General features: G+C 46.3%; 15 protein-coding genes. 13 read left to right on the top strand and 2 right to left on the bottom strand.

Annotated elements, in window-relative coordinates:
• Positions 1 to 46: 46 nt before the first annotated feature.
• Both B0F88_RS08450 and B0F88_RS08445 read left to right on the top strand, forming a co-directional pair.
• Positions 47 to 1,102, top strand: coding sequence for a hypothetical protein (locus B0F88_RS08450; protein WP_104423500.1), 1,056 nt, complete (start codon positions 47 to 49; stop codon positions 1,100 to 1,102).
• A 341-nt stretch (positions 1,103 to 1,443) separates the two neighbouring features.
• Positions 1,444 to 1,698, top strand: a complete 255-nt coding sequence (locus B0F88_RS08445) for a helix-turn-helix domain-containing protein (protein ID WP_104423499.1) — start codon at positions 1,444 to 1,446, stop codon at positions 1,696 to 1,698.
• Positions 1,699 to 1,851: 153 nt separating this feature from the next.
• Here B0F88_RS08445 and B0F88_RS08440 read toward each other — a convergent pair whose 3' ends face one another.
• Positions 1,852 to 2,403 (bottom strand): outer membrane protein assembly factor BamE, encoded by a 552-nt coding sequence (locus B0F88_RS08440; protein WP_104423498.1) that lies wholly within the window; start codon positions 2,401 to 2,403, stop codon positions 1,852 to 1,854.
• A 149-nt stretch (positions 2,404 to 2,552) separates the two neighbouring features.
• On the opposite strand from B0F88_RS08440, the gene fur reads away from it, so the two are divergent.
• Genes fur through lolD form a run of 3 tightly spaced genes read left to right on the top strand, consistent with a single transcriptional unit; the run spans position 2,553 to position 4,917 of the window.
• Positions 2,553 to 2,969, top strand: a complete 417-nt coding sequence (fur, locus tag B0F88_RS08435) for a ferric iron uptake transcriptional regulator (RefSeq protein WP_104423497.1) — start codon at positions 2,553 to 2,555, stop codon at positions 2,967 to 2,969.
• A 27-nt stretch (positions 2,970 to 2,996) separates the two neighbouring features.
• A complete protein-coding gene (locus B0F88_RS08430; protein WP_104423496.1) occupies positions 2,997 to 4,244 on the top strand; it encodes a lipoprotein-releasing ABC transporter permease subunit in 1,248 nt (415 codons plus the stop codon).
• Positions 4,237 to 4,917, top strand: coding sequence for a lipoprotein-releasing ABC transporter ATP-binding protein LolD (lolD, locus tag B0F88_RS08425; protein ID WP_104423495.1), 681 nt, complete (start codon positions 4,237 to 4,239; stop codon positions 4,915 to 4,917). The genes B0F88_RS08430 and lolD overlap by 8 nt, the downstream gene beginning before the upstream one ends.
• Before the next feature lie 59 nt (positions 4,918 to 4,976).
• On the opposite strand, the gene B0F88_RS08420 is transcribed toward lolD, so the two are convergent.
• A complete protein-coding gene (locus tag B0F88_RS08420) occupies positions 4,977 to 5,516 on the bottom strand; it encodes a DUF2062 domain-containing protein (protein WP_104423494.1) in 540 nt (179 codons plus the stop codon).
• A 74-nt stretch (positions 5,517 to 5,590) separates the two neighbouring features.
• On the opposite strand from B0F88_RS08420, the gene B0F88_RS08415 reads away from it, so the two are divergent.
• The 8 genes from B0F88_RS08415 to B0F88_RS08385 all read left to right on the top strand — a co-directional run bounded on the left by B0F88_RS08415 (position 5,591) and on the right by B0F88_RS08385 (position 11,860).
• Entirely contained in the window at positions 5,591 to 7,888 is a 2,298-nt protein-coding gene (locus B0F88_RS08415; protein WP_104423493.1) for a DNA internalization-related competence protein ComEC/Rec2, read from the top strand.
• Positions 7,889 to 7,953: 65 nt separating this feature from the next.
• Entirely contained in the window at positions 7,954 to 8,403 is a 450-nt protein-coding gene (locus B0F88_RS08410; RefSeq protein ID WP_104423492.1) for an SUF system Fe-S cluster assembly regulator, read from the top strand.
• Positions 8,404 to 8,530: 127 nt separating this feature from the next.
• Positions 8,531 to 9,979, top strand: a complete 1,449-nt coding sequence (gene sufB, locus B0F88_RS08405; RefSeq protein WP_104423491.1) for a Fe-S cluster assembly protein SufB — start codon at positions 8,531 to 8,533, stop codon at positions 9,977 to 9,979.
• Between the two features lie 17 nt (positions 9,980 to 9,996).
• Entirely contained in the window at positions 9,997 to 10,191 is a 195-nt protein-coding gene (locus tag B0F88_RS08400) for a hypothetical protein (RefSeq protein WP_104423490.1), read from the top strand.
• Positions 10,191 to 10,952 carry a hypothetical protein gene (locus B0F88_RS08395; protein ID WP_104423489.1) on the top strand — a complete coding sequence of 254 codons (762 nt, stop codon included), beginning with the start codon at positions 10,191 to 10,193 and terminating at the stop codon, positions 10,950 to 10,952. Before B0F88_RS08400 ends, B0F88_RS08395 begins: the two co-directional genes overlap by 1 nt.
• A gap of 50 nt (positions 10,953 to 11,002) precedes the next feature.
• Positions 11,003 to 11,161, top strand: a complete 159-nt coding sequence (locus tag B0F88_RS19195; RefSeq protein WP_146083335.1) for a type II toxin-antitoxin system HicB family antitoxin — start codon at positions 11,003 to 11,005, stop codon at positions 11,159 to 11,161.
• A 46-nt stretch (positions 11,162 to 11,207) separates the two neighbouring features.
• Positions 11,208 to 11,444, top strand: coding sequence for a hypothetical protein (locus B0F88_RS08390; RefSeq protein WP_104423488.1), 237 nt, complete (start codon positions 11,208 to 11,210; stop codon positions 11,442 to 11,444).
• Positions 11,441 to 11,860, top strand: a complete 420-nt coding sequence (locus tag B0F88_RS08385; protein ID WP_104423487.1) for a type II toxin-antitoxin system VapC family toxin — start codon at positions 11,441 to 11,443, stop codon at positions 11,858 to 11,860. The genes B0F88_RS08390 and B0F88_RS08385 overlap by 4 nt, the downstream gene beginning before the upstream one ends.
• Positions 11,861 to 11,863: the final 3 nt, after the last annotated feature.

Genomic DNA, 11,863 nt, shown 5'->3' with positions numbered 1-11,863 from the left:
ATAATAATTTGCTAAATTTTGCGAAGTAATATTACAGGAGTATTAGGTGTCTGTTATTGGTTATAGAGAATGGGGAATATGGACAAATCTAGACTTTTTTGGAAATGAAGCAAAAGTATTTGGTGTCGCCTATCTCAAAATCACGCCGTCATTAATGGCCGAGCAAACAATAGGTTTTATCTACGAGCAGATCGAGAGCATAAGGCAGGGGCAACAAGGCCAGTTTGAAGATCAACGATTGAAAAACTACTTTGACTTAGGTTGGATAACGCCAACAAATGAACTTGTAATACAAAAAATAGCCACAATTTTTACTCGTAATGAGTCAATTCAGATTTTTATTGAAGAGGCGCTAAATGAACTAGAGGGATTATCTTTATGCCTTGACTTTCCGCTCACCTGTAATGAAATTCAGTTTATTATACCTCCCACTCAACCTCATCATGGTATTGCATTTACTGCTTCGAGAAAACCGATTGGTAGGGCGATGGGATTCCGAATTGAGGAGCGAGGTGTTGCTTCAGAAAGATTAGCTAGTGATTTTAATGGCTTAATAAATTTGAACCTCATTCAAAAAGTTGCCGCAAGGCACTATCTCAATGGTCTTACATTGCTCGGTCTTGAAGATCAATATTCAGGTCTAATTGATGCCGCTTTTATGCAGTTTTATCAGGCGTGTGAAGTGCTCTGTGGGGAAAACTATATACTCAGTAATGTAAAAAAACATATTGCAGTTAATTACCCAAGTGAAGCAAGAGATCTTCAATTAATTGCGCATCATGTTTGGCAGATTAGACATAATTACTTTGGGCATGGCAATGTTAATAACAATATTACGAATTTGGTCAGTTTAGATGACACATTCAACGCTGCAAAGCAGGTATTAGTTGCTCGCTGGTTATGTAAGCGTCTTTTAGATCTAGATATGAATGCTAATCCGCTTGTAAGAGAAATGACGCTATATCATAATTATAATTCAGTATATTTTTCAGGTTCGATTGAGCATCTAATTAGCGAGTTTTATATAGGATATGATTATAAAAATGCTCCAGTATTAGATGAAAATGGAAATACACTTGAAACTGTGCAGCTTGGTCAATAAATCTAACCACGGGGATCTCAAGCGAGTTGGGTTTTGTAACCCAGGCCCTAATTTTTTGGGGCTTGGCTAATTGTTCATACTTAAGCCTTGTACGCTGGGCGTACCTTTTTTACTTTTAGATTGGGCTTAGATTGGGCTGATGATTTTCAGTCATGTAGGGGGGGGGCACCGCGCACCATTTACGAATGCCAAAATGACCAGGCTATTTTAAAACATTCCAACGGACCCATTTCAGGTATCAAAATTTCCAGTACGGTTGGACCCCGAAAAGGGGCGCGATGCACCTCCTACAGGCTGTGGGCTCGATGCCTTAAAGTAGAAGAAAGGTAGAGGGCAATGATATGAATGAATACCAAATAGCAAAAAAATCAATCGATGTATCTGTCGGTGAGTCAGTAAGAATCATCCGTGAGCTTCAAGAATTAAGTCAAAATCAATTGGCGGAACTTACCGGTATTCCCCAGTCCACTATCTCGGCAATTGAGCATGACAAGATAAATTTAGGCATAGAGCGCGCCAAAGTTTTAGCAAAAGCGCTTAAATGTCATCCTGCGGTGTTAGTCTTCCCCGGTTGGGATGCTGAGATTGCCGCCTAGGGAAGCGCTGAACAAATCGATTCCGCTGATGGTTCGACAAGCTCACCACGAACGGAATCAACAATTTACCGTTCGTCCTGAGCCTGTCGAAGGACTTAATCAGCGCTTCCCTAGCAATGTCGGGCAACGAAAAGCTGTCGCCCGACCTACATATTAAAGCGGCAGCTGATCCGATGATGACGCCGGTTTTGCGTCTGCTTTGCCGGATTTGGGCGTGTCCTCTGTGCCGTCATAGCCAAACAGGCCGGTGATCATTTCCCACATGGTTTTTTCTAGATCGCGCTTCGGTACGTCAACTGTAGTTTCATCCGATGTCTTGATAACGGGAACGGTGCTGGGTTTAAAGTCGCCTTGCACGCCGATCAGTTGTTCTTTATCAAAGAACAATGAAATTCTTTTTTGCTCCCTGTCTCCGCCGCCCTTTTGCGCCGAGTAGAGATAGTCCCACCGTTTCTGATGAAAAAAATCGACCAGCATCGGCGAACCCATGATGTAAAGCACCTGGCGTTTGTTCATGTCGGGTCTGAGCTGGTCGATCATGGATTGATCGACGATATTGCCTTGCTGGACATCTATGGTATAGACGCCGGGCAGGTTGGTCAGAATGGTGGTGCAGGAGGCGAGCGTTAGGCTTGCCGCGACTGCAAGGATGCAAGAGCTGTGGCGGTTGCCGGCTAGGTTTAAAGCAAAAAGCGGCTTTCTCATTTAAGGCTGCGGATATGTTTAAAATATAAAATGATACAGGATGTTAAGGGATTATCCTATAAAACTGTCATGCCCATACTGCCAAAAACAGGCTACAATGCGCGCAGTTCTTTATAAATTGCCTTATCCGGCATAAGCGGAGATTAGTTTTGGAAAACCATGATTTAAGGAATGCAGGCCTGAAGGTGACTTTGCCACGGATCAAGATTCTACAAATTTTAGAAAAGCAGGTCGATGACCGTCATTTAACCGCTGAACAAGTTTATAAGATTCTGCTGAGTGAAGACGAAGAGATCGGCTTGGCTACGGTCTATCGCGTTCTAACCCAGTTTGAAGCGGCGGGACTGGTAAGCCGCCATCATTTTGAGGGCGGCAATTCTGTTTTTGAACTTGATAGCGGTAGGCATCACGATCACATACTGTGCATGAAGTGCGGCAAAGTGGATGAATTCACCGATGAGGTTATTGAAGCCCGGCAAAAAGAAATTGCGGAAAAACTGGGCTATGAGTTAACCGATCACGGCCTTTATTTGTACGGTTTTTGCGCAAAGTGCAGGAAATCCTGATTTTATTACTTTTAGATTGTAGGCTTCATGTTTAAACCTCTCATTTTTTATATCGGCTTGCGTTATACGCGGGCCAAACGCCGAACTCAGTTCATTTCTTTTATCACGTTAACGTCCGTTCTGGGCATAGCCTTGGGCGTCACTGCGTTGATTGCGGTGTTGTCGGTGATGAACGGCTTTGAAGCAGAATTGCGCGAGCGGATTCTCGGCATGACTTCGCATGCGACCGTCACCGGACGGTACGGCCAGCTGGATAATTGGCAGGAATTGGAACAGAAGTTAAAAAACTATCCGCATGTACAAGGCGCTGCGCCTTTTATCAATGGCCAGGTGATGATCAATGCCGACCGGCGCGTTAGCGGCACCATGCTGACCGGTATTTTGCCGGAATACGAGTCCAGAGTGTCGGAGGTCGCCGATAAAATGACAAACGGCAAGCTGTCCGATCTGGTTCCAGGCGAATACGGCATTGTTTTAGGCGTTGAGTTGGCTAATTATCTGGGCGTTTTCATCGGCGATAAAATTACCGTGATCAGTCCGCAGATTAACTCGACACCGGCCGGGATTGTGCCGCGCATGAGACGGTTTACCGTGGTCGGTATTTTTAAGGTCGGCATGTATGAATATGACCGCAATATGGCGTTGATTCATCTTGATGACGCGGGCAAGCTGTTTCGTTTAGAAACTGCGGTGTCGGGGCTCAGGATCAAGCTGGATGACTTGTTTAATGCGCCGAAAATTACCCGCGCGCTTTCAAACGCTTTGTATGACGATTATCAGGTCAGCGATTGGACGCTGGCGCACAGCAACTTCTTCCGGGCGATACAGACCGAAAAACGGGTGATGTTCATCATCCTGTTGCTGATTGTCGCGGTGGCGGCTTTCAATATTGTTTCCACGCTGGTGATGGTGGTTACCGATAAACGCGGCGATATTGCTATTTTAAAAACCCAGGGACTGACATCGAGATCGGTCATGGGTATTTTTATGGTGTTGGGGGCCGTCATCGGTGTAGTCGGCACCGCGCTCGGAACCGTAGGCGGGGTGTTGTTGGCGTTGAATGTCGAGACCATCGTGCCGGCGATTGAGGAATTATTTCATGTCCAGTTCATGGCGGCCGATGTCTATTACATCAGCGAATTGCCGTCCAAACTGGTCTGGACTGATGTTTATGCGATAGCGGGCATGGCCTTTTTACTGTCATTATTGGCGACTATTTATCCTGCGTGGCAGGCGGCCAAAGTCAATCCAGCGGAAGTTTTAAGATATGAATAACAGCAACATACTGCAATGCCGGCAGTTGACCATGCGCTATGACCAGGGCGGGCTTGATGTCGAGGTTTTAAAAGGGGTCGATTTAAGCATCGGTGTCGGTGAACGCGTCGCCATTATGGGGGCGTCGGGTTCAGGCAAAAGCACTTTGCTGCATCTGCTGGGCGGGCTTGAGAAACCCAGCGGCGGTAAGGTGGTGTTGGACGGCGTTAATCTGAATGAAGTCGGCGCAGGCCAACTGGCTAAGTTAAGGAATAAGTCCTTAGGCTTTATTTATCAGTCTCATCATCTGTTGGGTGAATTTACCGTGTTGGAAAATGTGGCGATGCCTTTGTTGATTGGCGGGCGCACGGTAAAAGAGGCGAGTATTCGTGCGATAGAGTTATTGAAGCGGGTAGGGCTGGGACATCGAATCGAGCACAAACCCGGTGAATTATCCGGCGGGGAAAGGCAGCGCGCCGCAGTCGCCAGGGCGTTGATCAACAAACCCGGCGTGGTTTTGGCCGACGAACCCACCGGAAACCTGGACAGTAAAACGGCGGATCAGGTGTATCAGTTAATGCTGGAATTAAATCAGGAGCTGAATGTCAGCTTTTTGGTGGTGACTCATGACCATGATCTGGCTGCAAGAATGGGTAAGGTTTTGCATATGGAAGATGGGCTGATTTTAGGTTAAGGATAACAAGGCCAAAGGCCAAAGGCACAAGTGCTACTAAGTTCTTTTGCCTTTTGCCCTTAGTCTTTCGTCATTAGTCTTTTTTCCTTCCTTTCCGCCCATTTTTTGGTTACATGCTGTTGCCAGTAATATTGAATGCCGAAATAACCGGCAGCGGACGAAACTATACCCATAATGAAACAGCCGATCAGAAACGGCTGCCAGACATCGCCAAGCCCGGAGAACATGCCGCTTAGTGAAAATTCGGATTCATCGGCGCCGGCCGGTTGATTCATAAACCAGAGTCCGACTTCATAAGCAAAATAAAACAGCGGCGGCATCGTGATCGGGTTGGTTATCCAGACCAGTCCTACCGAAAGAGGCAGATTAGCCCTGTAATAAATGGCAAGCGCAGCGGCAATGGCCATTTGCGTCGGCGTCGGAATCCATGCGCAAAATAAACCCACGGCAAAAGCCATAGAGACCGAGCGTCTGTTCAAATGCCAGAGGTTGGGCTCGTGCAGTTTATCGCCCAAAAATTGAAGGCTCTTGTGCTGTTTGATGACGTCAGGATCAGGAATGAACTTGTCGATTAGTTTTTTTATAAGTTCTTTTGGCATCGCTATTTGTTTTCTAAAGTTATATTGTTCAGTCTATCAGGTTTTTCTTAACCTAAAAAACGCCCAGGTGTTAAATGGTTGTTTCCGCCCTGTCATTTTTAGCCGGGCTGTTGTCGGTTCAACAGTTGCCGGTATTGCCGGATATCCAATGGCTGATAGTGGGCGGCGTAGCGGCCTGCATTATTGCATGGTTGCGTTATTGGCGGTGGCTGTTTTTTTTGGTCGGCGTACTGTGGGCGATAGCGTTTGCGATGTGCCGATTGTCCGACCGGTTGCCTGAGTCCGTGGAAGGTGTCGATGTTCAGGTGAGCGGCGTTATAGCCGATCTGCCTGAGCGGGATGAGAAGCGCGTCCGTTTTGATTTTATTATTGAGGATGCTGGAACTGGCGCGGGCGCGGCGACCGTCATCGATCCGGTGCAACAATTACCGGGTAAATTGCGATTAAGCTGGTATTACCCTGATCAACCCGTCAAGGCGGGTCAGCATTGGACCTTTACCGTTAAATTAAAGCGCGTCCACGGAACAATGAACCCCGGTGGCTTCGATTACGAACGCTGGCTGTTTACCGAAGGAATCGGTGCGACAGGCTATGTGCGGCCAAGTCCGAAGCCTGTTTTGCTGGGGAGCGATTCGTCCTGGAGCAATATCGCTGTCTTTCGGCAGCTCATTACCGACCGGCTCTCAAACACATTAAGCAACAGCCCAAGTCTTGCGCTGATAAAGGCTCTGACGATTGGCGACGGTAATAGTATCACTCAACAGCAATGGGAGGTTTTCCGCAAAACCGGTACGACGCATCTGGTGGTGATTTCCGGCTCGCATATCGGGCTTATTGCCGGGCTGGTTTACTTTCTGGTGTTGAAATTATGGTCGTGGACCGGATGGCTTAGCCAGTCGCCGCAAAAGGTTGCGGCAATTTCGGCGGTGCTGGTTGCGGTGTTTTACTCAGGTCTGGCCGGTTTTTCGGTGCCTACCCAGCGCTCCGTGGTCATGTTGGCTGTTGCGATGACGGCCATTATTCTGCAACGTAACAGCCGCCCTTTGAATACCTTGTCCATTGCGCTGTTCGCGGTATTGATATTCGACCCCTTGGCGGTGTTGGCGGCGGGATTTTGGTTGTCATTTCTCGCCGTGAGCCTGATTGTTTATGCCGTTTCCGGGCGCTTAGGCAGGATTAAGCATGTTTGGACAGCAATAAAATTGCACTGGGTCACGTCGGTGGGTTTGTCGCCGTTGCTGTTGCTGTTTTTTCAACAGGTCTCACTGATTGCGCCGCTGGCGAACCTGATTGCGGTGCCGGTCATCAGTCTTTTGGCGGTGCCGTTGTCGCTGCTGGCTGCCGTTGTCATGTTTGTTTGGCCAATGCTGGCAGGCAAGCTGTTCTATTTTGTGGACACTGTGCTGCAAAGTTTGTGGTGGCTGTTGGTTCATTTAGCGGAAATCCCAGTGGCCTCTATCAATCATGCGCCGCCTTCGTATTGGGCATTGCTTTTTGCCGTGCCCGGCGTGTTGCTGTTGCTCGCTCCGGCAGGTATGCCGGCACGCTGGCTGAGTGTGGTGATGTTTTTGCCGTTGGCGTTTACCGATGCAGAGCAACCCGAGACCGGCGAGATTAATATGACGCTGCTGGATGTCGGGCAGGGATTATCAGTCGTCGTTCAAACCACTCATCATCTGTTGGTTTTCGATACCGGCGCGAAATTCTCCGAGCAAAGTGATATGGGGCAGAGCGTGCTGTTGCCTTATTTGCGCTCGCAAGGCGTCGCCAAGATCGACAGCTTAATCATCAGTCACGGCGATAACGATCATATCGGCGGCGCGGCATCGTTAATGCGCGGCATGCCCGCTGAAAAAGTTTTGACCAGCGTTCCGCAGCAGTTAAGCGGGTATGCGCCAATCGAGTGTGCAGCCGGTCAATCGTGGTCATGGGATGAGGTCGAGTTCACGGTGCTGGGGCCAAAGCAGGCGTTTGTTTCGGAAAACGACAATTCCTGCGTACTACAAATCCGGTCAAAACACAGCAAGGTATTGTTGACTGGCGATATAGAGGCTGCGGCAGAATCCTGGTTGGTTGATACTTACGGGGAAGGGTTAAAATCCGATGTGCTGGTTGCGCCGCATCACGGCAGTAAAACCTCGTCGACAGCCGGTTTTTTGCAGGCCGTAAATCCTGGCTATATATTGATCCCGGCAGGTTACAAAAACCAATTCGGCCATCCGCATAAAGATATTTTAGCGCGCTACCGGCAAGTTGATGCGAAATGGTTGAATAGCGCCGACAATGGCGCGATTACCGTTAGTGTTCAAGATAACGCTCTGGTAGTGCAGGGGATACGTCAGACCGAAAGTAAATATTGGAATGTTAAATAATAACCAACTTCTTTACTCTGTAATTAAATAGGACTAGAATAGTCCTCAATTATTAGGAGCAAGGTATGCTACGGCTGAGTAAATTAACCGATTATGCGACGGTCATCTTGAGTTTTATGGCCAGAGACAAGGCGCAGGTTCATGCCGCTATGGAAATAGCGGCGGTGACCGGCATTGCCTTGCCTACTGTCAGCAAAATCCTTAAGCTGTTGGTTAACGCGAAAGTGTTGATTTCGACGCGCGGCGCCAAGGGCGGTTATGTTTTAGCCAGGACGCCTGAAGAAATCAGCATTGCGACGGTTATCAGCGCGCTGGAAGGGCCGATCGCCCTGACCGAGTGCAGTATTTCGCATCAAGGCTGCGAGCAGGCTTCGGGCTGCGATATTGGGGGAAACTGGAGCTTGATTAACCAGACCATTCATAATGCATTAGAGTCGGTGACCTTGGCCGATTTAATCAGACCTGCTGCTATCCCGGAAGAAGTGTTTGTTCCGGTTGCCAGTTTATATAGATAGGCAGAAAAATGCTCCTCGGTAATTGCCCTGCATCGCCTAAAGCGCCTACTTTTGGTGCTCTACTACCGGCCATCCATGCCTTATGCATTTTTCTGTAACCATTACTTCCATGTAATTAAGAGATTTTATGTCAGCAAGTGAACAAGAAATCAAGAATCTGATCGGTAAGGAATACAAGCAAGGCTTTGTAACTGAAGTGGAAACCGACACTTTTCCGCCCGGATTGGATGAAGCGGTTATTCACAGGTTATCGAAGGTCAAGAATGAGCCTGAGTTTATGCTGGAATACCGGCTGAAAGCGTTTCGCCATTGGCAGACCATGAAGACGCCTAACTGGGCGTTCGTCAAGTTCGATCCTATCGATTATCAGGCGATCAGCTATTATTCCGCGCCTAAACGCAAGGAAGACGGGCCGAAAAGCCTGGACGAGATCGATCCGCAAGTGTTGGAAGCTTACAAAAAACTGGGCATCCCTCTGGATGAACAGGAGCGCTTGGCCGGTGTTGCGGTCGATGCGGTTTTCGACAGCGTGTCGGTGGCGACTACCTTTAAAGGCAGGCTGCATGAAGCGGGCGTTATTTTCTGTCCGATTTCGGAAGCTTTGCGTGAACATCCTGATCTGATTAAGCAATATCTGGGTTCGGTCGTGCCGCATACGGACAATTATTTTGCCGCGTTGAATGCAGCGGTATTTACCGATGGGTCGTTCGTTTATATTCCCAAAGGCGTGCGCTGCCCTATGGAATTGTCGACCTACTTCCGTATCAACGCCGCCAATACCGGGCAGTTCGAGCGCACCTTGATAATTGCCGACGAAGGCAGCCACGTCTCATATCTTGAGGGCTGCACCGCGCCGATGCGCGATGAAAACCAGCTGCATGCGGCGGTGGTCGAGTTGATCGCGCTGAAAGATGCGACCATCAAATACTCGACCGTGCAAAACTGGTATCCGGGCGATAAAAACGGCTTGGGCGGTATTTACAATTTTGTGACCAAACGCGCCGATTGTCGGGGCGAGAATTCTAAAGTGTCGTGGACGCAGGTAGAAACAGGCTCGGCGATTACCTGGAAATACCCAAGCTGCATCCTGACCGGCGACAATTCGACCGGCGAGTTCTATTCGGTGGCGCTGACCAATAATTATCAGCAGGCCGATACCGGCACCAAGATGATCCATATCGGCAAAAACACCAGCAGCACCATTATTTCCAAAGGCATTTCGGCAGGCAAAGCGCAGAATACTTATCGCGGGTTGGTCAAGGTGTTAAAGAGCGCGGAAAACGCCCGTAACTATACCCAGTGCGATTCGCTGTTAATCGGCGATAAATGCGGCGCGCACACGTTTCCTTATGTGGAAGTCAGGCAGCCGTCGGCGCAGGTCGAACATGAAGCGACGACCTCCAAGATCAGTGAAGACCAGCTGTTCTTTTGCCAGCAACGCGGACTGTCGGCGGAAGATGCCGTGTCGATGATCGTCAACGGTTTTTGCAAGGAAGTGTTCAGGGAACTGCCGATGGAGTTTGCGGTGGAAGCTCAGGCGTTGTTGGGGCTTAGTCTGGAAGGTTCGGTAGGTTAACGACTGGAGTTAATGTTATGGAATTAAAAAGACAATATATTGTCGATGAAGATAATCATAAAGTTGCGGTACAGCTCGATATTGATACTTTCGAGAAAATTGAAGATGTTTTAGAAAATTATGCTTTAGTTCAACTTATTAATGCGGATGAAAGTGAAACATTGAGTGTTGAAGAAGCAAAGAAATACTATGCGACTCTGGATAAAGCTTGATGGAAATAAGGGGTAGTAAAAAAATTGTAAATAAAAAACCACTCATGGGTAATTTGAGTGAATCAAATAATAACAAGACAAAGCACATTAACATATTAATTTGCATTGTTGTTTTGGCCTTTATTCTTTTGTTCGTTGTTGGTTTTTATTTCACTAATTTTCAATATCTGCCAGAAAGAAATGAAGTTTGGTGGCCATTTTTTCAATTTTTATCAGAAAAAAATGAAGATTGGGGAACATTCGGTGATTACTTTGGTGGAATACTTAATCCTGTTATTGCTGCATTTGCATTTTATTTGATTGCCGAGACCTATAAGTTACAAAATGTTTTGTTACAGGAGTCAAGGGATGCGCAATATAAGCAAATAAAATTAGCTGCACTAACTGCATCACTTAATTCGAACTTAACCAATATTAGTATTTTGCAGTCCGATAAATCCTCGTTATTAAATGAATTCTGCGGTTCATCAGGTGATAAAGAATTGGCCTCAAGAGTTAAAGTTCTTTGGAGTGAATCGTCTTATAGTTGTTTGCCTGATGATGATTATTTTGAAAAATACCAAGCTGAAATGGCTGCTGGACAAGCTGAATATGAGTCTTTGATAGAGCAAATTAAGGCTGACAAAGGTGATTATTTTGTTTTAATAATTAAAAGATTTATTGAAATTGATGTCGAAATTAAAGACCTAATAAATGAGAATGGCAAATTAAAGGCAAAAATAGGGGCATTTTTAAAATTGAAAGAACCATTGATGGACTGAAGTATGAAACCCATTAACTGGGCAATAGCTTGTGAATTTTAGGTTAAGTTATGAACAATAAATACACAGCAGTAATAAAACAAGACGGTGACTGGTGGTTAGGTTGGATTGAAGAAATTCCGGGAGTCAATTGTCAGGAAGCAACTTATGATGAGTTGGTTGAAAGTCTAAAAGTTACGTTACAAGAAGCTCTGGCTTTTTATTCATAAACATAATTTAAAATCACCTCCCTGTTTACCGTAGAAGGATAAAACAATGAACACAGCGCAACTTTTAAATGACATAGAACAGTTACCCACTGAAGCGCAACATCAAATCGAAGACTTTATTGTTTTTATCAAAACGCGTTATCAATTGGTAAAAAATATCCCTAGACAAGAAACCAAAGGCGAAAACAAACTCGATTTTAAATCATTTTTGCTTAATGCCCCTAAGCTAGAAGAAATTGATTTAGAACGTCAGCGGGACTATCCAAAGGATATTGAGTTTTGAAATACTTACTTGATACTTGCGCTATTTCTGAACTAACTAAACCTCAAGCTAATAGAGGTGTTATCGAATGGTTGGAAAGTACGAACTCGGATGACCTTTATTTAAGTGTCATCAATATAGGCGAAATCAAAAAAGGCATTAATAAATTACCCGCTTCCAAGAAAAAACAAGAGTTGTTATTTTGGCTGGAAACCTTACTTGAAGATTATCAAAATAGGATTTTAACAGTTGATTTAAATGTAATGGAAAACTGGAGTTTACTCGTTGCCAATGCCGAAAAAAAGGGACAGCCGGTTGCTTCTCTGGACAGTATTATTGCAGCAACGGCTTACACTCATCACTTAACTTTAGTAACCCGCAACGAGCGCGATTTTTATGCCTGCAATATTCCGCTGATTAACCCCTGGGAATTGTAAGCA

Source organism: Methylobacter tundripaludum (assembly GCF_002934365.1).
GTDB lineage: Bacteria > Pseudomonadota > Gammaproteobacteria > Methylococcales > Methylomonadaceae > Methylobacter_A > Methylobacter_A tundripaludum_A.
Note: the sequence above shows the minus strand (reverse complement) of the source record. Positions and strands in the feature narration are given on the sequence as shown.

Bases quoted from the DNA above. Each gene is read 5' to 3' on its own strand.
- B0F88_RS08445 (WP_104423499.1), top strand. From the start codon at position 1,444: ATGAATGAATACCAAATAGCAAAAAAATCAATCGATGTATCTGTCGGT.
- B0F88_RS08440 (WP_104423498.1), bottom strand. From the start codon at position 2,403: ATGAGAAAGCCGCTTTTTGCTTTAAACCTAGCCGGCAACCGCCACAGC.
- B0F88_RS08430 (WP_104423496.1), top strand. From the start codon at position 2,997: ATGTTTAAACCTCTCATTTTTTATATCGGCTTGCGTTATACGCGGGCC.
- lolD (WP_104423495.1), top strand. From the start codon at position 4,237: ATGAATAACAGCAACATACTGCAATGCCGGCAGTTGACCATGCGCTAT.
- B0F88_RS08420 (WP_104423494.1), bottom strand. From the start codon at position 5,516: ATGCCAAAAGAACTTATAAAAAAACTAATCGACAAGTTCATTCCTGAT.
- B0F88_RS08415 (WP_104423493.1), top strand. From the start codon at position 5,591: ATGGTTGTTTCCGCCCTGTCATTTTTAGCCGGGCTGTTGTCGGTTCAA.
- B0F88_RS08410 (WP_104423492.1), top strand. From the start codon at position 7,954: ATGCTACGGCTGAGTAAATTAACCGATTATGCGACGGTCATCTTGAGT.
- sufB (WP_104423491.1), top strand. From the start codon at position 8,531: ATGTCAGCAAGTGAACAAGAAATCAAGAATCTGATCGGTAAGGAATAC.
- B0F88_RS08400 (WP_104423490.1), top strand. From the start codon at position 9,997: ATGGAATTAAAAAGACAATATATTGTCGATGAAGATAATCATAAAGTT.
- B0F88_RS08395 (WP_104423489.1), top strand. From the start codon at position 10,191: ATGGAAATAAGGGGTAGTAAAAAAATTGTAAATAAAAAACCACTCATG.
- B0F88_RS19195 (WP_146083335.1), top strand. From the start codon at position 11,003: ATGAACAATAAATACACAGCAGTAATAAAACAAGACGGTGACTGGTGG.
- B0F88_RS08390 (WP_104423488.1), top strand. From the start codon at position 11,208: ATGAACACAGCGCAACTTTTAAATGACATAGAACAGTTACCCACTGAA.